Raw genomic sequence first — 20,642 nt, 5'->3', positions numbered from 1 at the left:
ACTCATGGCCCGCCCACTCGACCACGCCAAACGCGCCGAACTCCTCTCCGGCGTCGTCGACTACATCGCCGCGCACGGCCTCGCCGAACTCTCGCTGCGCCCGCTCGCCGCCGAACTCGGCACCAGCTCGCGCATGCTCATCTACTACTTCGACACCAAGGAAGAACTGCTGGTCCAAGCCCTGGCCACCCAGCGCCCGAACATCAGAGCCCTGTTCGCCGACATCGCCGACGCCCCCGCCCTGCGCGCCCGCCTGTGGGATTTCTGGCGCGCCAACACCACCGGCGCCGGCGCGACCAGCGTCAAGGTGATGCTCCAAGTGCTCGGCGCGGCCTGCGCCTCCAACGGCCCCTACGCCGACTATGCCACCGACGCCATCGGCACCTTCGTCGCCGCGCTCGCCGACGGGTTGCGCAGGTTCAACGTAGATGACGCGGAAGTTATTGCGACTCTCCTGGTTTCAGGCTTACGCGGCATACTTCAAGATCGCATCATCACGGGAGACGTCAGCCGGACCGACAAGGCCGCGCACCGTCTGATCGAGAGCACCGTGCGCTAGGTTCGCTGTTCCGGCGTTCCCACACAGCGCGTGCACCCCTCGCATAGGCACCGCCTATGTAGGGCGAACGGCAAGCGTGTGACGTTGGACTGGCGCAGGGTCGCGCCCACAACGGCAAACGCCCGCCCAGACCGGCGAGGTCGGGACGGGCGCAACCGAGAAGGAACTACGAAACCACCGGCAGGTAAACCTGTTTCCCGTGGTCGGCGAACTCGGCGGATTTCTCCGCCATGCCTGCTTCGATGGCCTCCACGTCGGTGAGGTTGTTCTTCTCCGCGTATTCGCGCACGTCGGCGGAGATGCGCATGGAGCAGAACTTCGGGCCGCACATGGAGCAGAAGTGGGCGGTCTTGGCGGGTTCCGCAGGCAGGGTCTCGTCGTGGTACTCCCGTGCGGTGTCGGGGTCGAGCGAGAGGGCGAACTGGTCGCGCCAGCGGAATTCGAAACGGGCCTTGGACAATTCGTTGTCGCGCTGCTGAGCGTGCGGGTGACCCTTGGCGAGGTCGGCGGCGTGCGCGGCGATCTTGTAGGTGATCACGCCGACCTTGACGTCGTCGCGGTTGGGCAGGCCGAGGTGTTCCTTGGGTGTGACGTAGCAGAGCATGGCCGTGCCCGCCTGGGCGATGATCGCGGCGCCGATGGCCGAGGTGATGTGGTCGTAGGCGGGCGCGATGTCGGTGGCCAGCGGGCCGAGGGTGTAGAACGGCGCCTCCTCGCACAGCTCCTCCTCGAGCCGCACGTTCTCCACGATCTTGTGCATCGGCACGTGTCCGGGGCCTTCGATCATCACCTGCACGCCATGGGATTTCGCGATCTTCGTCAGCTCGCCCAGGGTGCGCAGCTCGGCGAACTGGGCCTCGTCGTTGGCATCCGCGATGGAGCCGGGACGCAGGCCGTCGCCGAGGGAGAAGGTCACGTCGTACTTCGCCAGGATCTCGCAGAGTTCCTCGAAGTGGGTGTACAGGAACGACTCGCGATGGTGGGCAAGACACCACGCGGCCATGATGGAGCCGCCGCGCGAGACGATGCCGGTGACCCGCTTGGCGGTCAACGGGATGTAGCGCAGCAGCACGCCCGCGTGCACGGTCATGTAGTCCACGCCCTGCTCGCACTGTTCGATGACAGTGTCGCGGTAGATCTCCCAGGTGAGCTGGGTCGGATCGCCGTTCACCTTCTCCAGCGCCTGGTAGATCGGCACGGTGCCGACCGGGACCGGGGAGTTGCGCAGGATCCACTCGCGGGTCTCGTGGATGTTCTTGCCGGTGGACAGGTCCATGATGGTGTCCGCGCCCCAGCGGGTGGCCCACACCATCTTCTCCACCTCCTCGGCGATGGAGGAGGACACCGCGGAGTTGCCGATATTGGCGTTGATCTTCACCAGGAACTTCTTGCCGATGATCGTCGGCTCCAGCTCCGGGTGCTTGTGGTTGGCCGGGATCACCGCGCGCCCGGCCGCGACCTCCTCGCGCACCAGCTCGGGCTCGACGCCCTCGCGTCCGGCGATGAACCGCATCTCCGGGGTGACGATTCCCTGCCGCGCCCACGCCAGCTGGGTGGGCGGGCCGTCCACCTGCGGCTTGGCCCAGGTGTCGCGCAGCTTGGGCAGCCCGGCCTCGAGGTCGATGGCCGCGTTGTCGTCGGTGTACGGGCCCGAGGTGTCGTAGACGTCGAAGGTTTCACCGTTGGTGAGATTGATCCGACGCACCGGAATGCGCAGGTCGTCGACTTCCTGGTAGTGCTTGACGCTGCCCTCGATGGGGCCGGTGGTCACGGTGTCGACGGGCGCGGCGGCGCCGTTGGCGGTGGCCATGCTTCTCCTCCCTACGCCGGCATTACCCGGTCAGGTTCATACGGTCGACGGCCCTTACCGCCCTCTTGGGCTAGCCGTCCTCTCAGCCCGCTGGTGCGAGCCCCCGTTGGCGATGTGAAATTTCCCGGTCGACCATACCCGCCCGCCGCGCGGACACGCCCGGCGATGACCCGAACCCGCGCGCGTCCACGTAGCCCAGCGCCTCACCGCGCGGGGATTCGGGGAGGTGAAATGCGGTGGTCAGACCGCCTCGTAGGCGTCCCGCATGGCCTGCACGTCGATCTTCTTCATGCCCAACATGGCCTTGGTGGCGCGCGCGACGGCGGCGGGATCGCCCTTCATCAGCTCGTTGGCCTGCACCGGCCAGATCTGCCACGGGATGCCGTACCTGTCGTTGAGCCAGCCACACTCGATCTCCTGGCCGCCGTCGGCGAGCAGCGCGAGCCACAGGCGGTCGACCTCGACCTGGCTTTCGCAGTTGACCAGCAGCGACATGGCGTGCGTGTAGTGGTACTCGCCGCCGCCGTTGATGGCGGTGAACTTCTGACCGTTCAGTTCGAAGTCGACGACCATGGCGAGTCCGGCCTCGCGCGGCCCCGCCTCGCCGTAGTACTGGATGTCGGTGATCTTGGAGTCCGGGAAGAGCGAACAGTAGAACTTCGCCGCCTCCTCGGCCTGGGTGTCGTACCAGAGGTTCGTGACGATCTTCTGCATGGCCATCTCCTGACGTGGGTCGTTCCTCGCCTGTGCAGACTTCCCAGTCCGGCCGAATTCATCGCACCATCCAGAAGGAAATGTGCGGCCTGGATCAGCGTTCGCTGGGACCGATCGGGAACCCGAGTGCGCCGAAGCCGGCGTTCAGATTGATCTCGAGCTGACTCAGCAGCGCGTCGACGTCGGCGAGCATGGAGACCACATTGTCGGTCCGGCAGCCGACCTGGTCCGGCGCGTTCGGCGCCAGCCTCTCCTTCAGCCAGTCGAAGGTGTCGGCCATGCCGAGCGACGGCAGCGTCAGATGCTCGCTGAGGTGGTCGCGTTTGTAGACGACGGAGGCGCCGTTCGCGCAATACCGTTGGGCGAGAGAGTCGTTGGTCCACACCGGCACCGCTTCGTCGAAGACGCCTTGGTACAGGTGGATCGGTGTGGTCGGGGTGTTGCCACCCAGCACCGTCGCATCGAACACCTCGCGGATCTCCGGCAGCGCCAGGTAGTCGGCAATCGGAATCGTCAGCAGCCGTTGGTAATCGACGAACATCTGGGTGAGCGCGTTGCGCGGTAGGCACTGCGCGTTGGTGCGGTCGAGCAGCGCACGGCCCTCGGGCGTGAGATGCCGGTAGGTCACCTCGTGGAAGCTCGGATAGGCGTTGGACAGCGAGGCGATTCCGATGCCGATCAGACTGGCGAACATGGATCCGTTGACGTGCAGCAACGATTCGACATCCGAGACGGGCGCACCCAGCGCCGCGCCCTTCAGGTTCAGCTCCGGGGCGTAGCTCGGCTGCATCTCGGCGGCCCACCCGGTGGCCATTCCGCCGCCGGAGTAACCCCAAAGGGCCACCGGCGTATTCGCACCGTCCAGGCCAATCGGCTCGAATCGTTGTGCGGCCCTGATCCCGTCGAGCGTCATGTACCCGGGTTCCTTGGCGACCGCGAGATGACCGGACGGGCCTTCGTAGTCCGGAATCGACACGGCCCAGCCCTGGCTGATCAGTGCGGCCAGCGCGATCAGCTCGCTGTTGGAATGGATGCCCTCGACGCCGGGCAGTCCCGCACCCTGCCGCAACACGTACGACGGTGCGCAGGAAGGGCTTGCGCTGTCGTAGTAGAACTGGAGCGACACCAGCGGGCGCGAGCGGGTCGGGTCCGCGCCCGCCGGAAGTACCACGGTCGTGACCGCGACGGCGGGTTCGTCGAACAGGTCGGTCGTGCGATACAGCAACTGCCAGGAACGCACGTTCAACGGCAGCAGCGTGAGCACGGCGAGTCGCACCTCGCGGGAGCGGAGGACGGTCCCGGGCTCGGCGCTCGCGAAGTCCTGCGGCGGCTCGTAGAACGAATCATGTTGCGGCAGTGGCATAGCCACCGCGACGGAGAGCGACCCACCGACCGCCAGCGCGACGCCAACGGTAACGATCACCGCGGCGACGACGGCGCGCACGAACGTGGGGCGCCTTCCGGCCGAATCGCCTTCGATCACCGACATCTCGGTCCCTCCTCATCGGTACAGCGATTACAGCACGGGTTCCGATTGCCAACAAGACTTCTTTCTGAAACCACTCCGGCTATCGTCGTGAGATGACCCGCAGCACACCCGCCGCGCGGCCCGGCCCGGCTCCGGCCCGGCGCCGGATTCGCGGCCTCGACGCCGAGCAGCGCAGCGCGCAGCGTCGCAGTCAACTGCTGGAGGCCGCGACCGAACTGTTTGCCGAACAGAGCTTTTCGGGTACTTCGATAGAACAGATCTGTCAGCGCGCCTACGTCGGCACGAAGGGGTTCTACGATCACTTCGACAGCAAGGAAGCCTGCTACGTCGCACTACTCGAGCTGATCACGGCGCAGATCCAGCAACGCGTGGCCGAGGTGGCGGCGGAGGTGGCGGGACGCGACTGGTCGCAGCGCGCCGCGGCGGTCATCGGCGCGTTCGTGCACGCGATCGCCGACGACCCGCGCCTGGCGAAGGTGACTTTCGGTGAGGCGGGCGGTATTTCACCGGCGGTGGAGAAGCAGCGCCGCGGCAACCGGCGTTGGGCGGCGGCGTTCCTGGACGGTGAGTGGTCGGCGGGTCCCGCGGCGGACGAGCGGGCTCAGCGCAGGCGGCTGGCCCTCGCTCTGGCCACCATCGGCGGCATGTTCGAGCTGGTCGCCGATTGGCTGCACCATCACGACGACGGGGGCGCGCGCGACGATGTGCAGACGTTGATCGACGACCTGACCGAATTCGTCGGCGTGGTCTACGTCGGACGCGGCATGCAGTCGTAATCCCCTGCGGTGCTATTCGCGAACCGCGGCGGGTACCGGATCGGCTTCGGCCCCGGTCGCCGGGGTGACGCCCGTGTCTCGCGGCGTCGGAACCTCTGATTCCTCGGACAGACCGAAGCGCCTGTGCAGCGCCGCAAGGGGTTTCGGCGCCCACCAGTTGGCGGTACCCATCACCCGCATCAGCGCGGGTGCGAGCAGCGCGCGGATCACCGTGGCATCGCTGAGCACCGCGAGCGCGCACCCGATGCCGAACAGTTTCATGGCCGCGACACCGGAACTGGCGAGCGCGAGAAAGACGATGCTCATCAACAATGCGGCGGCGGTGAAGATCCGGCCGGTCCTGGCCAAGCCCATGGCGACGGCGTGGGTGTTGCCCGCCGCGGTCTTCTCGCCCGCCAGCCACTCCTCCCTGATTCGGGAGAGCAGGAACACCTCGTAGTCCATCGACGCGCCGAACGCGAGGCTGAACATCAGGATCGGCATCGCGAGGTCGAGCTTTCCGGTCGGGGTGAAGCCGAGCGGGCCGGACAGGTGCCCGTCCTGGAATATCCACACCATCGCGCCGAAGGTCGCGGCCAGCGAAAGAATGTTGAGCAGAAGGGCTTTCACCGGAAGCAGCAGACTGCCGGTGAAGAGGAACAGCAGGATCAAGGTGGTGACGGCGATGAGCGCGGCGGCGAGCGGGAGCCGGTCCGCGATCGCGGAGACCGAATCCTGGTTCAGCGCGGCGGCGCCGCCGAAGAGCACGTCGCCGGGCGCGGGGATCGCCCGGAACTGGGCGAGCTGATCCTTGCCGTCCGTCGAGTACGGATCGAGGCGGGTCCCGATGGACAGGAAAGCGCCCTCCGCGCCGGACATTCCGGGCGGTGCTGCGGCCGCGCGCAGTCCGTTGACGTAGACGCCTTCGCTCGACAGCACCGCAGGCACGTCGGCCACCTTGGACAGCGCCGCGGCGTATGCCCCGAGCTCGGCCTGGCCGCCGTGGAATCCGGGCAGCACCGCGTAGGCGCTCGCGCCGAGATCGGCGGAGAAGTCGCTGCGCAGCGCGTCGCCGACCTGGCGGCTCGGCGCGGACTGCGTCAGCGCGCGATCATCCGGGTAGCCGAAATGCGCGGACAGGAAAGGTGATCCGAGCAGCAGCAGCGCGATGGTCGTGATCACCGCGACCGGAGCGGCGCGCTTCATCACGCCGACGACCCACCGGTACCACAGGCTGCGCTCCGGCGCCTGCTCCGCGGGCGTGGGCCGACCGAGCATGCGGCGCAGCGGGACCCGCAGGTCCAGCGCGTTCACCCGCTCGCCGACCAGCACCAGAATCGCGGGCAGCACGATGACCGCGGCGCCTGCCGCCGCCGCGACCACCGCCATCCCCGCATAGGCGAACGACTTGAAGAAGTACTGCGGGAACACGGCGAGCGCCGCCAGCGAAAGCGCGACCACAAGAGCCGAATACACCACGGTGCGGCCTGCGGTCTGGATCGAGCGCACCACGGCCGCGCCGGAATCCAGGCCGCGGGCCAGCTCCTCCCGGTATCGGCTGACGATGAACAGGCTGTAGTCGATGGCCAGTGCGAGACCGAGCGCGGTGGTCATGTTCAGCGCGTACATCGAGACGTCGGTGACCGCCGTCAGCGCCCGAAGAATGCCGAGCGCGGCGGCGATGGCGAACAGGCCGATCGCGATCGGCAGCGCGGCGGCGACCACACTGCCGAACACCAGGATCAGCAAGAGCCCGGTCAGCGGCACCGCGATGGCCTCCGCGACGATCAGGTCCTCGCTGATCTGGGAGTTCATGTCCGCGAAAACGGCGGCCAGCCCGCCCGCGCGAACGGTGACGCCATCGCCGCTGGTCTGCACCGTCTCGCTGATCTTCGCGGCGCGCTCGCTGAGCTCACCGTCGTCGCCCTCGATACTGGCCACGACGATCCCGCTGTGCCCGTCCCTGCCGCGCAGCGCCTGCGCCAGGTCCGGCCGCGCCGACCAGTACGACTGGATGCCGCTGACCTCGGGATAAGTGCGCAGCTGGTCGGTCGCTCGCTGCGCTGCCGCCTTCGCCGCCGCGCTGTCGACCCCGTCCTCGGCGGTGATGAGCAGGATGTAGTTCGGGTCCCCGCCGGTGAAATGGTCGGCGATGAAGTCGGCGGCCTCGACCGACTCCAGGTCCCGAGTGACGAACCCGCCGGACTTCATGTGCGACTGCGCGGTCGCCCCGAACAGGCCGCACAGCAGCATGAGCAGCAGCGCGAGGCCGAGAACGACGCGCGGGCGCGCGACGGCGAACCGTGCGAGGGTGGTCAACATTGCCGCGGGCTCCCGTCCGATGGGTGATTCACCCGAACGGTAAACCGGTGGGTCGATCCAACTGAATCGGCGGGGGTGGTGATGCTGGCCACGTCTTGGGCCGAAAGTGTGTGGCGTCACGTTCTGTGCTGCTGGGCTATCTTCCGTCGCGAGGTCGGTGGTGGGCGGGCGCGAGCCCGCACAAAGACCCAGCCCGGCAAGCGAAGACCTGGGTAGGCGGATCCGCTGCGAACGGTGAGCGACGCGCACAGTCGACCAAACGCGCGCGCGACTCGAAACCTAGCCATGCTGCTACCCAACCGCTGGGCGGGCGCACTCGCTGCGAACTACGAATACTGCGACCGCAATCCACAAGCAAGCGCCACACAAAACTCGACTCGAACTATGAGGCGGGACTCGATGCCTCGTGCAATCCCGCGAGGGACCGATCGCGCGCAGGCAGAATCCGCCCGCGCACCTCACCAAGCCCGATGCGGGCACCCCCCGCCGCAGGAGCCGACGCCGTGATCACCACCTCGTCACCGTCCTCCAGAAACGTCCGCAACTCCTCTCCCACCTCAACGGGTTCCTTTCCTCCCCAAGACAATTCGATGAACGACCCGCGTTGCCCGGCCTCCGGGCCGGAAATGGTGCCCGAGGCGAACAGATCGCCGGTGCGAGTCGCTGCGCCGTTGGCGGTCAAATGCGCGAGCATCTGCGCGGGTGACCAGTACATGCGTCCGTACGGCGGGTGGGCGACGGTGTGGCCGTTCCAGCGCACGGTCAGGTCGATGTCCAGCCCCCACGGCTGATCGGCGGTGAGGTAGGGCAGCGGTGGTGGGGACTGTTCCGGTAGCGCTATCCGCGCCGAGTCGAGGGCCGCCAGCGGCGTCACCCAGGCCGACAGTGAGGTCGCGAACGATTTGCCGAGGAACGGTCCGAGTGGCTGGTACTCCCAGGCTTGAATGTCGCGGGCGGACCAGTCGTTGACCAGTGCCACGCCGAACAGATGGTTCTCGGCTTCGGTGATGTCGATCGGCCTGCCGAGTTCGGAACCGACGCCGAGGACGAAGCCGAGTTCGGCTTCGATGTCCAGCCGTCGTGCAGGGCCGAAATCCGGTGCGCCCGAATCGGTTCTGCGCTGGCCGTGCGGGCGGACGACATCGGTGCCGGAGACCACCACGGTTCCGGCCCTGCCGTGGTAGCCGACGGGCAGGTGCCGCCAATTCGGCAGCAGCGGTTCGGCATCCGGGCGGAAGAGGCGTCCGAGGTTGGTGGCGTGGTCGATGCTCGCGTAGAAGTCGACGTAGTCGCCGACGCGGATCGGCAGCGCCGTCGACACGTCCGCGAGGGAATGCACGGCCTCGGCGGGGATCTCGGAGTCGACCAGTTCGCGCACCCGCTCGCGCACCTCGCGCCAACGTGCGGGCCCCTGCGCCAGGAAGGGATTCAGGTCCGCAGCGGCGAAGGCCGAATCATCCAGCGCCAGAGCGAGATCGACGACATGTTCGCCGAATCGCACACCGACCCGATGTCCGCCGCCGCGCGGCGCGAACACCCCGTAAGGCAGGTTGTCCGAGCCGAACGGCGAATCGTCCGGCACTTCGAGGCGCGTCCTCACTGCGGACCCCGGCCGGACCACGTCCACGCGTAGGCGGGATCCTCGCAGGCCAGCGCGCCCTCGCCGAGTTCGAGCGGGCGGAAGGTGTCCACCATGACGGCCAGTTCGTCGAAGAATTCGATGCCGATGCTGCGCTCGTAGGCGCCGGGCTGCGGTCCGTGCGCGTAGCCGCCGGGATGCACCGACACCGAGCCTTGCGTGATTCCGGAACCCTTGCGCGCCTCGTAATTTCCGCCGCAGTAGAACATGATCTCGTCGGAGTCGACGTTGGAGTGGTAGTACGGCACCGGGATCGACAGCGGGTGGTAGTCGACCTTACGCGGCACGAAATTGCACACCACGAAATTGATCCCCTCGAACGCCTGGTGCACGGGCGGCGGCTGGTGCACGCGCCCGGTGATCGGCTCGAAGTCGGCGATGTTGAACGTGAGCGGGTAGAGGCACCCGTCCCAGCCGACCACGTCGAACGGGTGCGTCGCGTAGATCATGCGAGTGCCGACCATGCGGCCGCTCGCCCGATGCTTCACCAGTACCTCGACGTCGGTATCGGATTCGAGCAGCGGACCGGCCGGGCCGTGCAGGTCTCGCTCGCAGTACGGTGAATTCTCCAGCAGCTGACCGAATTTCGACAGGTAGCGCTTGGGCGGCGTGATGTGGCTCGCGGCCTCGATCGCGTACGCGCGCAGCGGTTCCGGACCGGCGGGCAACCAGCGGTGGGTGGTGGCGCGCGGGATGAGGACCTGGTCGCCCTGGCGGACGGGCAGCGTGCCGAAGACGGTCTCGACGGTGGCCTCGCCCGCCTCCACGTACACCAGTTCGTCGCCGATCGCGTTGCGGTACAAGGGCGAGGCGCCTTTGGCCGCGACGTAGGAGATCCGCACGTCGGCGTTGCCGAGCAGCAGCCGCCTGCCGGTCACCGGATCGGTTTCGGCCGCGACGTCGCCGGGAAACAGATCGTGCAGGCGCAGATGCCGGTGGCGCAGTGGGTGGTTCGGCGTCGTCGTCTGGTCCGGCAGCTCCCAGACCGTGGCGTCGACGATGGCGGGCGGTAGGCCGCGGTGATAGAGCAAAGCGGAATCGCCGGAGAAGCCTTCCTCGCCCATCAGCTCCTCGTAGTAGAGCCTGCCGTGCTCGTCGCGGTGCTGGGTGTGCCGCTTCGGCGGCACCGCACCGACCTGCCGATAGAACGCCATGCTCGCACCTCCCGCCAGATCGCTGGTCGGATCAGTCGATCTCCATCGTAGTGAGCCGACGCCTGCGGCGATCGGGAAACGCGCCCCGTACGGAAGCAAATCTGCCGACTTATCGGCCTGTTCGTCGGTATCTCGCCGACGGTCGATCGAGATTGCAGGAGAAATGTCGGACCGACTCTGACCGCGTGGGCTTCGGGCGGACCGCATCCGGCGGCAATCGGGCGTGCCTCACTGCGGTATCGGCGGATTTCGTTCGAACGGCGAGTCAGGCCTGGCGCAGCGCGCGATAGACCGCCGCGCCGACGAACGCGCCGAGCGTCTGCGGCGTCCAGTCGCCCTCGTCGGCCAGTAGCGAACGCACCGCGCCCTCGCCGGCCGAGACCCACTGTTCCACCAGGATCGGCAGCTTCCGTTCGGCGTCCTCGGTGCCCCACGCGCGCAGCGTGGGACGCAGCAGTTCGGTGCACCGCTCGACCGCGAGCTTGCGGCCGCGGCCGAACGAATCCGCCACGGCGGGATCGGGATTGCCGTAGAGCAGCCGCCACGAGTCCGGCCGGGCCGCGGCGATCTCCAGCAGCGTCTGGAAGCCCTCCACGAAGACGGTCTCGCCCGCGTCGACCGCGCGGCGCGGGGTGGCCTCGAGCAACCCCTCGATGAGGTGGCCCTCTTCGCGGCGGATCAGTTCCTGGATGAGTTCGACGCGGTCGGCGAAGCAGGCGTAGATCACCGGCCTGGTGACGTTCATCCGCTCGGCGACGGCGGCGATGGTCACCGACGCGACGCCGTGCTCGACGGCGATGGCCAGTGCCGTGTCGAGCACCTGCGGGCGGCGGCGTTGCGGTCCGAGGTGCCGCGCCCGCTGACGCGGTCGTACGGCTTGCTCGGTACCCATGGGCACCAACATAGCAGCGACCTCCTCCGGTTCTCCCAGGTCGGGCGACCCTTGCCGGGTTTCCTTCACTGATGAATAATAATGCTACATTCGTGAATGAAGTGGCCCGGTCGGATGCCGGGCGCCGTCCGCACGGCCGAGGAGCCACCGATGACCGAAACCCTGTTCAACCCGAAGACCTGCGAGTTCGCCGAGTTCGATGCCGAGACTCGGCGACTGCTGCGCGCGACCGTCGAGTGGTTCGAGGCGCGCGGCAAGGCGGCGCTGAAGCGGGACGACCGCGACCGCGTCTGGTATTCCGACTTCCTCGACTTCGTCAAGCGCGAGCGGGTCTTCGCGACCTTCCTCACCCCGGCGGCCGAGGCCAACGGCGATCCGAACAAGCGCTGGGATACCGGCCGGATCGCGATGATGAGCAAGATCCTCGGCTTCTACGGCATGTCCTACTGGTACGTCTGGCAGGTAACCATCCTGGGGCTCGGCCCGATCTGGCAGAGCGACAACAAGGCCGCCAAGCAGCGCGCCGCGGCGCTGCTCGACTCCGGCAGCATCTTCGCGTTCGGCCTGTCGGAGAAGGAGCACGGCGCCGACGTGTACTCCACCGACATGGTGCTGAAGCCCAAGCGTGGCGGCGGTTTCACCGCGAACGGCGGCAAGCACTACATCGGCAACGGAAACCTGGCTGGCATGGTCTCGGTGTTCGGCCGTCGCTCGGACAAGCCGATCATCGACAGCGCGCAGGCGCTGAATGCCAAACCGGCGCAGGAGGATTACGAGGGGTATCTCTTCTTCGTCGCGGACAGCAAGCACAAGAACTACAAGCTGCGCCGCAATGTGGTCGACAGTCAGATGTACGTGGCCGCTTTCGATCTGGAGAACTATCCGGTGGCCGAGGAGGACATCCTGCACCGGGGCGAGGCTGCCTTCCACGCCGCGATGAACACCGTCAACGTGGGCAAGTTCAACCTCGGCTTCGGCGCCGTCGGCGCCTGCGAACACGCCTTCTACGAGTCGATCACGCACGCGGAGAACCGAATCCTGTTCGGGCACAGGGTGACCGAGTTTCCGCAAGTGCGCTCGCTGCTGACCGACTCCTACGCGCGGCTGATCGGCATGAAGCTCTACAGCGAGCGCGCCATCGACTACCTGCGCTCCGCGTCCCAGGAAGACCGGCGCTACCTGCTGTTCAACGCGATCGAGAAGATGACCGTGACACGGCAGGGGCAGCGCATCATCGAGGATCTGGCCGACGTGATCGCCGCCCGCGGCTTCGAGAACGACATGTACTTCCCGATGGCCATGCTCGGCCTGTTCGGGCTGCCGCGCCTGGAGGGCACGGTGCACGTGAACATGGCGCTGTCGCTGAAGTTCCTGGCCAACTACATGTTCCATCCGTCCGATGCCGGTCTTGCCGCACTGCGCGTCCTGCCCGGCGCAGCTGCGGCGCCCAAGGGCGCGGTGCGGGCGGTGTCCTCGGCGCTGAGCTGGTCGAGCCGCAGGCTCGCCCCGCGAGCGGGCGCGGCGGTGCCCAAGCTGCGCGCGGAACTGGCGGCCGCGTGGTACCCCGAGGTGCCGATCCGCCGCGACGCCGCCGACGACGAATTCCTGTTCCGGCAGGGTCCGAGCGCTGGTCTGGGCCGCATCCGGTTCGCCGACTGGCGCCCGGTGTTCGAGAAGTACGCGCACGTGCCGAACGTGGCGATTTTCCTGGAGCAGGCGCTCGCTTTCCAGACGCTGCTCGCCGCCGCCGCGCCTACCGCCGAGCAACAGCGCGACGTGGACTTCCTGTTCGCGATCGGTGAGCTGTTCACGGCGATCCCGTACGCGCAGCTGATTCTCGAACAGGCCGCGATCGAGGGGACCGACGCCGCCGTGCTCGACCAGCTCTTCGACGTCTTCGTGCGGGAGTTCGCCAAGAACGCGCTCGCTCTGCACAGCAAGCCGAACGCGACCAAGGCGCAGCAGGCGAGGGCGCTGGATCTGGTGCGCCGCCCGGCGACCGATGCCGCCCGTTTCGACAAGGTGCTCGCCGAGGCTCGCGCGCACGCGGGCGGCTACGTCATGAACCCGTAGGCCCGATCACCACCGTCATGAAGGAATCTCCGGCAAGCCCGGAACATCGCATGCAAGGGAGCAGACGATGACCGCTACCGCAACGCGTCCGCAATTCGGCGCGCCTGCCCGGACCATCCGGGAGGTCGACTACGGATTCTTCGGACCCGATTCGCCGACCTGGAAGGTGTGGACCGCGCCGACCGCGGTCATCGGCTTCCAGCGCTCGGTGGTCCTCGAGCACTTCGATCCGGCGCTGACCGCGGCGGTCGCCGATGTCGAGGGCATCTACAAGGATCCGACCGGCAGGCTCGACCACACCTTCGCCTACTTCCTCATCGCGGCCGTCGCCGACAGCCGGATGGCCATCGAGGCGTCCGAGCACCTGATGGCGGTGCACGCGCAGGCGAGGGGCATCCAGCCGATCACCGGAAAGCGTTACAGCGCAAACAATCCCGCGTCGCAGTTGTGGATCCACGTCACCGGCTGGCATTCGGTGCTCAAGTGCTACGAGGTCTACGGACCTGGCCCGCTCACTCCGGAGGAGGAGCGGCGCTACTGGGCCGAATGCGTGATCGCCGCGGAGTTGCAGACCTGCAAGCCCGCCGACGTGCCTTCCTCGCGCGCGGAGGTCCGCGAGTACTTCGCCGCGGTCCGGCCGACGCTGTGCACTTCCGAACGCGCGCACCGCGGCATGCACTACCTGCTGCACACCCCGCGCGACCGCGGCTTCAAGCTATGGGCGGGCAGCCGGCTGGTCGCACCGGCCGCGATCGCCACGCTGCCCGGCTGGATGCGGTCGACCGGCGGTTTCGATCAACCCGCCCTCGTCGACGCGGCCTACCGGCTGCCGATGCGCGCCGCGATCAAGGTGCTCGGCAACGAGCGGGCGAAGCTCGCCGTGCTCGGCAGCTTCCTCGGCCCGATGACCGCGCGCCTCTACCGCGAACACCTCGCCGCCGGGGTGCCGCAGCACCCGGTCACGGTCACCCCGCAACAGGCCCGCGCACGCTACGGTCGCGCCGCGCGCGGCAAGGCGTCGGCGGGCTGAGGCAGGACCCTGCCCGCTCGCTCACGAAATGTGATGGCAGACACGACACTTGATCTCGGCGGTGGCGGTCCGGTACGACTTGTGGCGTTCGAATCACGTTTGTAGACGTTCGATTCGCCTGGGGGAGATCATTTGCCATGGGGGTCGGGCGTCGCGTTTGCGGCCGCCGCCGAGCCGATCGCCACCAACCCCGCGGCGCAGAACTCCGACCCGATCCAGAACGGCGCCGCCGCGGGTGCGGGCGTCGGCGCGGTGGTCGGCGCCATCACGGGCCTGCCCGGCATCCTCGCCTTCGGCGTCGGCGCGCTCCTCTCGGTGCCGCTCGGCGCGATCACCGGCGCCATCGGCGGTGCGGTCATCGGCGCTATCGTGGGCGCTGTCGCGCCGGACGTGGTGCCGCAGGTGCTGCCCTGATCGCAACGGGCTGAACAACTCGGCGGCCGCGCGTCGATCCACGGATCGGCGTGCGGCCGCCGCCGTCAGCGGCGCTCTACGGGAATGTCGAATTCGGCGATGACCGGGGCATGATCGCTGGCGCCCTTGCCTTTTCGTTCCTCGCGGTCGACGCCCGCGTCCGTGGTGGCGGCGGCGAGGGCGGGGGAGGCGAGGATGAAATCGATGCGCATGCCTTCTTTGCGCGGGAAGCGCAGCTGGGTGTAGTCCCAGTAGGTGTAGACGCCGGGACCAGGGGCGAAGGGCCGCATGACGTCGGCGAAGCCGGTGTCCACGACGGCGGTGAAGGCGTCGCGCTCGGGCTGGGAGGTGTGCGTCTTGCCCTCGAAGAACGCGGGCGACCACACATCGTCGTCGGTCGGCGCGATGTTCCAGTCGCCGACCAGCGCTATCTTGGCCTGCGGGTCCTCGGTCAGCCAGGCGGCGGCGTTGTCGCGCAGCGTCTCCAGCCATTCGAGTTTGTAGGCGTAGTGCGGGTCGGTGAGGGCGCGGCCGTTCGGCACATACAGGCTCCAGACCCGCACGCCGCCGCAGGTCGCGCCGAGCGCGCGCGATTCGACGACCGGTGTGCTGATGAGGGATTCGCCCGCGTCCTTGTCGAAACCGGGCTGATCGGGAAAGCCGAGCGCGACGTCCTCCAGGCCGACCCTGGACGCGATCGCGACGCCGTTCCACTGGTTGATGCCCAGATGGGCGACCTCGTAGCCGAGCTCCTCGAAGCGTTCGAACGGGAACTGGTCGTCGCGGCACTTGGTTTCCTGCATGGCGAGCACGTCGATGTCCTGGCGGTCCAGCCAGGCCGCCACCCGGTCGAGACGGGAGCGGATCGAATTGACGTTCCAGGTCGCCAGACGCACGAAAATGCCTTCCTTCTGCCGTCGGGGTCTATTCTCCGCCGTGCGGAGCGGCGTAGCGATAGCCGTGGTGGTCCAGGAAACCGAGGCCGCGATAGAGCTCGAGCGCGCTCGCGTTGTCGGCCGACACCTGGACGTAGGCGTGAGTGGCCCCGCGCTCGTGCCCCCAGCGGATCAGTTCGGCGCACACGAGCGTGGCCAGGCCGTGCCTGCGATGTTCGGCGGCCACCGCGACGCAGGTGAGCCCGATCCAGCGGCGCCCGTCCGGCGCGGTGGTGCACGCGCCCCGTCCTATGGCGATGGGGCTCGGCAGTCCGAGCGAGGCGAAACCGAGCTCGCCCTCGTGCACGGCGGTCAGCACCTCGGTCGACGGCTCCGGAACATGCTGCGCCGCAGGGTCTTCGCCGCGATAGCGATGGAGGCTGAGCCACGCCTCGTCAGGACGTTGCGCGATCCGCACCATCGGCGGGCCTTGCGGCAGTACGAAATTGGTGATGTCGATGCCGAGCACGAGGGTTTCGTTCCAGGTGCGCCAGCCGGGCGGCACCGGTGCGAGCCGATCGGGCAGCAGCAGTTGCAGCGGCAGACCGTGCGCGGTGTACCACTCGCCGATGCGGTGCAGGGTGTCGCTGGAGAGTTCGGCGGGTCGTCCGGATTCTCCCAGCGGCACAGCGGCATTGGCGCGATTGGTGTAGCCGTGCCCGGCGCGCAGCAGCCAGCCGTCGAGCCAGGCGGTCTCGATTCCTGGCCACGCGTCCGCCGCGGCCGCCTCCAGCGCCCTGATCTCCCTGGTCCGAATCGGCCTCGGCCCGATGGCTTTCAGCGCGACCACCCGGTCGGGCGACACCGAGATCACTCGACCGTCGGTGCCGCGCACCGTCGGCGGATCCAGCGAAACCAGTTCGCCGATCACGTCGGTCAGCGGTTGGGGATATCCGGCGGGCAGTTCGTAGCGCATCACCACCCGGCGGCCGAGCGGAATCTGCGCCGGGGCGGGCTCAGTCGTCATGCCCGAAGGGGTCGGGAACGGTACCCGGTACCCAGCTGAGACCCGGTGTGCCCCAACCACTTCGCTTGATCGCCTTCTTCGCGGCGCGGGCGTTGCGGCCGATCAGCACGTCCACGTAGAGGAAGCCGTCGAGGTGGCCCACCTCGTGCTGCAGCATGCGGGCGAAGAAGCCGTTGCCCTCGATCGACACCGGCTCGCCGTGCTCGTCGGTGCCGGTGACCCGCGCCCAGTCGGCTCGGCCGGTCGGGAACTGTTCGCCGGGCACCGAGAGGCAGCCCTCTTCGTCGTCGTCGGGGTCCGGCATGGTCTCCGGAATCTCGGAGGTCTCCAGCACGGGGTTGATCACCGCCCCGCGCCGCCGGACGGCCGTGCCGTCGGCACCGACGTCGGGGCAGTCGTAGACGAACAGGCGTAGCGGCACCCCGACCTGGTTGGCGGCGAGCCCGACGCCGTTGGCGGCGTCCAGGGTCTCGTACATGTCCGAGATCAGCGGGGCCAAGTCCTCCGGTGATTTGGTGACCGGCTCGGTCGGGTTGTGCAGCACGGGGTCACCGACGATCACGATGGGGAGGATTGCCATGGGAAAGCAGCCTACCTGCGCGGCCGAACGCGGAGTCCGTCGATAGCCCTGCATGGGCGGAGGCAGGAGGTACGCCACCTTGCGCTGCCGGACGGAGCCCGTGGATTGCGCTGCGTATGGCCGGAGCGAAGGCGGAGGTACGCCTACCTGCGCACGGCCGGAGGTAGGCCTACCTGGGCGTCGTCAACACGCCGGGACGAAGGGAGAGCATCCCTGTTGGCGCGTGGTTGAATGATCCGCGACGTACAAGCACCATTTTTCGTCTGGTGGTAACTCGGCGAGGGAGCGAGATGGACGGCGCAGCGGCTCGGATCCAGGACAGCCCTTCCGCGAGCGAAGAGACGACGGCGGGCGCTGCGGCCTCGGCCGAGCAGGGCGACGGCAGCGGCCTCAGCCGCCGCGAACACGAGATCCTGGCCTTCGAGCGGCAGTGGTGGAAGTACGCGGGCGCCAAGGAAGAGGCCATCCGTGAACTGTTCGGTATGTCACCGACCCGGTACTACCAGGTGCTCAACGCCGTGGTCGACCGGCAGGAAGCGCTGGCCGTCGATCCGATGCTGGTGAAGCGGCTGCGCAGGCTTCGCGCGAGCAGGCAGAAGGCCAGAGCCGCACGGCGTCTCGGTTTCCAGGTATGACACGTCTTCGGGTCGTGATGCAGGCAGCGGCGCCCGATGAGCGACTAGGGTCGACAGCGTGAGTCAAACCAATCCCACCTCCGGCGGGCCGCCGTTGCGCGCGCTGGCGATGGTGTTGATCGCGCTGGCCATCGTTTTCGCAGGTCTCGGCGCGATGTCGTTGTCGAGTTCCGATTCCGACGCCACGAACGGCGAGGAGTCGTCGTCGGCCACCGCGGCCCAGCAGGTCACCTCGGCCGCGCCCGCGACGACGGCCGCGCCGACCACGGTGGCGTCGGCCACGGGCGCCCCGACGACGACCGTGGCGTCGACCACGTCGGCCGCCCCGACGACGACCGCGGGCGCGCCCGCGGGGACGGTCGATCGGGCCGTGCCGGTGCGCGTTCTGAACAACAGCCTGGTCGCCGGTCTGGCCGCCCGTACCGCCAACGACTTGTCGGCGAAGGGCTGGACCAACGTCTCGTCGGGTAACTACGCGGGTGGCAACATCGCGAAAACGACTGTGTACTACGGGAATACGGCTGGCGAGCGGGAGGCGGCGATGGTGATCGCCGCGGATCTCGGCGCGACCGCGGAGCCCAAGTCGGCGGGAGTCGGAGACGGGTCTGCGGGTGTCATCGTCATTTTGACGGGTAACTGAAACAAGAGTGCGACGCGCGCGGCCCCTTCGTGGCGCGACACGGCGGTCGTGGCATCATCTTGTCCGGTAACGACAGTGTCCACCCAGCTTTACTCGTAAACTCGGTACTCGTAAAGGAGTTCCCCGATGGCCCCGTCCACAACTCGTCGCCCGTCCTGGCGGACTGTGACCCCGGTGCTTGCGGTCGCGGTCTTCGGCCTCGCTGCCTGCTCGAACAGTCAAGAGTCGAGTGACGTCAAGGGAACGACTCCGCCGGTCTGGACCGGTTCCTCCGCCCCGGCAGAGGGCCAGGGGACCGGGACCGAGCACGGCAGCCCGGCCACCCAGCCCGGCACCAAGGTCGAGCTGAAGGACGCCTCCGGCGGCTCGGTCGCCACCGCGAACATCGCCAAGGACGGCAACCACCTCGTGATCACCGTCGAGGGGCACGGCCTGAAGCCGGGTTTCCACGGTCTGCACTTCCACCAGGTCGGCAAGTGCGAGGCCAACTCGGTGGCGCCCACGGGTGGCGCGGCCGGTGACTTCCTCTCGGCGGGCGGCCACCTCCAGGTAGGCAGCGCCAACGCCCACCCGGCCAGCGGCGACCTGACTTCGCTGCAGGTCCGCTCGGACGGCCAGGGCAAGCTGGTCACCACGACCGACACCGTGACCCTCGACGATCTGAAGAACCGCGCGTTGATCATCCACGCCGATGCCGACAACTTCGGCAACATTCCCAACCGTTACGTCCGTGCCGACGGCGTGGCAGGCCCGGACGACAACACACTGGCGACCGGCGACGCGGGCGGCCGCGTTGCCTGCGGTGTAGTCCAGTAGACAAGGTGTCGATATGGGCGGGGCAATCGAGAAAGTTCCATTTCCAGGTTCGCCCCGGCCGACCATCGGCATCGAATGGGAGGTCGCGCTTGTCGACAAGGTGACGCGCGACCTCTCCAATACCGCGGCGGCGGTCTTCGACTCCGTCGGTGACCTGCGCGCCTGGGACGGCACTCCGCAGGTCACCAAGGAGCTGTTGCGCAACACCGTGGAGATCGTCACCGGCGTGCACGACACCGTCGGCGCCGCGGTGGACGATCTGAGCGGCACGATGGACACGGTGCGCCGCGCCGCCGACCCGCTCGGCGTCGATCTGTTCTGCGCGGGCACCCATCCCTTCGCCCAGTGGTCGGCGCAGCAGCTGACCCGCTCGCCGCACTACGACGAGCTGATCGAGCGCACCCAGTGGTGGGGCCGCCAGATGATGATCTGGGGCGTGCACGTACACGTGGGAGTCTCGCACCGGGAGAAGGTCTTTCCGATCCTGAACTCGCTGCTGCTCACCTACCCGCATCTGCTCGCGCTCTCGGCTTCCTCGCCGATGTGGGCCGGTTCCGACACCGGATACGCGAGCAACCGCACGCTGATGTTCCAGCAGCTGCCCACCGCGGGGCTGCCGTTCCAGTTCGAGAACTGGACGCAGTTCGAGCATTTCGTGCACGACCAGATGCAGACGGGCGTCATCGAGCAGCTGGGCGGCATGCACTGGGACATCAGGCCCGCGCCCAAATGGGGCACCATCGAGGTGCGTATCTGCGACGGCATCTCCACCAGGGCCGAATTGGCCGCGCTCGCCGCGTTCATCCACTGCCTGATCGTGGATTTGGACCGCCGGGTCGAGGAAGGCGAGCATCTCGGATCGCTGCCGCCCTGGCATGTTCAGGAGAACAAGTGGCGGGCCGCGCGTTACGGCCTGGATGCGATCGTCATCACAGACTCCGACAACACCGAGCGGCTCGTCACCGACGACCTGATGGATGTGCTGAACCGGCTGGAACCGACGGCCAAACGGCTCGGCTGCTCCGACGAATTGTCTTATGTCGCCGAAATACCCCAGCGTGGTGCGTCCTATCAGCGCCAGCGCAAGGTGGCCGCGGCGACCCAGGGCGACCTGATCGCGGTGGTGGACGCGCTGGTCAAGGAGCTCGACAAGTAGCGTTTCGCTGCGGCGAGCGGTCGCTTGTCGTTCAGCTGGTCAGGGGGACGGCGTTCATCCCC

At 68.0% G+C, this 20,642-nt stretch carries 19 protein-coding genes; 9 read left to right on the top strand and 10 right to left on the bottom strand.

What is annotated here, in order from left to right; translation table 11 throughout:
• Positions 1-4 precede the first annotated feature (4 nt).
• Positions 5-559: a TetR family transcriptional regulator gene (locus tag AC3EO7_RS15300; RefSeq protein ID WP_431971190.1), complete on the top strand. Its 555-nt coding sequence runs from the start codon at positions 5-7 to the stop codon at positions 557-559.
• Positions 560-725: 166 nt separating this feature from the next.
• On the opposite strand, the gene thiC is transcribed toward AC3EO7_RS15300, so the two are convergent.
• From thiC to AC3EO7_RS15285, 3 genes are all read right to left on the bottom strand, one after another.
• The gene (gene thiC / locus AC3EO7_RS15295; RefSeq protein ID WP_435591521.1) at positions 726-2,369 is read right to left on the bottom strand and encodes a phosphomethylpyrimidine synthase ThiC; all 1,644 of its coding nucleotides are present in this window, start codon (positions 2,367-2,369) and stop codon (positions 726-728) included.
• A gap of 240 nt (positions 2,370-2,609) precedes the next feature.
• Positions 2,610-3,083, bottom strand: coding sequence for a VOC family protein (locus AC3EO7_RS15290; RefSeq protein WP_431971193.1), 474 nt, complete (start codon positions 3,081-3,083; stop codon positions 2,610-2,612).
• 94 nt (positions 3,084-3,177) lie between these two features.
• Positions 3,178-4,572, bottom strand: a complete 1,395-nt coding sequence (locus AC3EO7_RS15285; protein WP_431971194.1) for a lipase family protein — start codon at positions 4,570-4,572, stop codon at positions 3,178-3,180.
• Between the two features lie 92 nt (positions 4,573-4,664).
• On the opposite strand from AC3EO7_RS15285, the gene AC3EO7_RS15280 reads away from it, so the two are divergent.
• Positions 4,665-5,348: a TetR/AcrR family transcriptional regulator gene (locus tag AC3EO7_RS15280; protein WP_435591520.1), complete on the top strand. Its 684-nt coding sequence runs from the start codon at positions 4,665-4,667 to the stop codon at positions 5,346-5,348.
• A 12-nt stretch (positions 5,349-5,360) separates the two neighbouring features.
• Here AC3EO7_RS15280 and AC3EO7_RS15275 read toward each other — a convergent pair whose 3' ends face one another.
• From AC3EO7_RS15275 to AC3EO7_RS15260, 4 genes are all read right to left on the bottom strand, one after another.
• Positions 5,361-7,649 (bottom strand): MMPL family transporter, encoded by a 2,289-nt coding sequence (locus tag AC3EO7_RS15275; RefSeq protein ID WP_435591519.1) that lies wholly within the window; start codon positions 7,647-7,649, stop codon positions 5,361-5,363.
• Positions 7,650-8,031: 382 nt separating this feature from the next.
• The gene (gene fahA, locus AC3EO7_RS15270) at positions 8,032-9,231 is read right to left on the bottom strand and encodes a fumarylacetoacetase (protein WP_435591518.1); all 1,200 of its coding nucleotides are present in this window, start codon (positions 9,229-9,231) and stop codon (positions 8,032-8,034) included.
• Positions 9,232-9,245: 14 nt separating this feature from the next.
• A complete protein-coding gene (locus tag AC3EO7_RS15265; protein ID WP_435591517.1) occupies positions 9,246-10,442 on the bottom strand; it encodes a homogentisate 1,2-dioxygenase in 1,197 nt (398 codons plus the stop codon).
• Positions 10,443-10,707: 265 nt separating this feature from the next.
• Positions 10,708-11,334: a TetR/AcrR family transcriptional regulator gene (locus tag AC3EO7_RS15260; RefSeq protein WP_431971199.1), complete on the bottom strand. Its 627-nt coding sequence runs from the start codon at positions 11,332-11,334 to the stop codon at positions 10,708-10,710.
• Between the two features lie 150 nt (positions 11,335-11,484).
• Here AC3EO7_RS15260 and AC3EO7_RS15255 point away from each other — a divergent pair, with 150 nt between their 5' ends.
• The 3 genes from AC3EO7_RS15255 (at position 11,485) to AC3EO7_RS15245 (ending at position 14,851) form a co-directional block, all read left to right on the top strand.
• The gene (locus AC3EO7_RS15255; protein WP_431971200.1) at positions 11,485-13,407 is read left to right on the top strand and encodes an acyl-CoA dehydrogenase family protein; all 1,923 of its coding nucleotides are present in this window, start codon (positions 11,485-11,487) and stop codon (positions 13,405-13,407) included.
• Positions 13,408-13,474: 67 nt separating this feature from the next.
• Positions 13,475-14,437 (top strand): oxygenase MpaB family protein, encoded by a 963-nt coding sequence (locus AC3EO7_RS15250; RefSeq protein WP_435591516.1) that lies wholly within the window; start codon positions 13,475-13,477, stop codon positions 14,435-14,437.
• Positions 14,438-14,569: 132 nt separating this feature from the next.
• Positions 14,570-14,851, top strand: coding sequence for a hypothetical protein (locus AC3EO7_RS15245; RefSeq protein ID WP_435591515.1), 282 nt, complete (start codon positions 14,570-14,572; stop codon positions 14,849-14,851).
• A 65-nt stretch (positions 14,852-14,916) separates the two neighbouring features.
• Here AC3EO7_RS15245 and AC3EO7_RS15240 read toward each other — a convergent pair whose 3' ends face one another.
• Genes AC3EO7_RS15240 through AC3EO7_RS15230 form a run of 3 tightly spaced genes read right to left on the bottom strand, consistent with a single transcriptional unit; the run spans position 14,917 to position 17,333 of the window.
• A complete protein-coding gene (locus AC3EO7_RS15240) occupies positions 14,917-15,747 on the bottom strand; it encodes an exodeoxyribonuclease III (RefSeq protein WP_435591514.1) in 831 nt (276 codons plus the stop codon).
• A gap of 28 nt (positions 15,748-15,775) precedes the next feature.
• Complete coding sequence (locus AC3EO7_RS15235) at positions 15,776-16,753, bottom strand: N-acetylglutamate synthase, CG3035 family (protein ID WP_435591513.1); 978 nt, start codon at positions 16,751-16,753, stop codon at positions 15,776-15,778.
• Positions 16,743-17,333, bottom strand: a complete 591-nt coding sequence (locus AC3EO7_RS15230; RefSeq protein ID WP_435591512.1) for a peptide deformylase — start codon at positions 17,331-17,333, stop codon at positions 16,743-16,745. Before AC3EO7_RS15230 ends, AC3EO7_RS15235 begins: the two co-directional genes overlap by 11 nt.
• A 290-nt stretch (positions 17,334-17,623) precedes the next feature.
• On the opposite strand from AC3EO7_RS15230, the gene napA reads away from it, so the two are divergent.
• The 4 genes from napA to AC3EO7_RS15210 all read left to right on the top strand — a co-directional run bounded on the left by napA (position 17,624) and on the right by AC3EO7_RS15210 (position 20,580).
• Entirely contained in the window at positions 17,624-17,968 is a 345-nt protein-coding gene (napA, locus tag AC3EO7_RS15225) for a nucleoid-associated protein NapA (protein WP_431971206.1), read from the top strand.
• Between the two features lie 58 nt (positions 17,969-18,026).
• The gene (locus AC3EO7_RS15220; protein WP_431971207.1) at positions 18,027-18,608 is read left to right on the top strand and encodes a LytR C-terminal domain-containing protein; all 582 of its coding nucleotides are present in this window, start codon (positions 18,027-18,029) and stop codon (positions 18,606-18,608) included.
• 126 nt (positions 18,609-18,734) lie between these two features.
• Positions 18,735-19,424: a superoxide dismutase[Cu-Zn] gene (gene sodC, locus AC3EO7_RS15215; RefSeq protein ID WP_431971208.1), complete on the top strand. Its 690-nt coding sequence runs from the start codon at positions 18,735-18,737 to the stop codon at positions 19,422-19,424.
• A 13-nt stretch (positions 19,425-19,437) separates the two neighbouring features.
• Positions 19,438-20,580, top strand: coding sequence for a glutamate--cysteine ligase (locus tag AC3EO7_RS15210; protein WP_435591511.1), 1,143 nt, complete (start codon positions 19,438-19,440; stop codon positions 20,578-20,580).
• Positions 20,581-20,642 lie beyond the last annotated feature (62 nt).

Source organism: Nocardia sp. bgisy118, from assembly GCF_057708605.1.
This window is presented reverse-complemented; position numbering and strand designations above follow the sequence as displayed.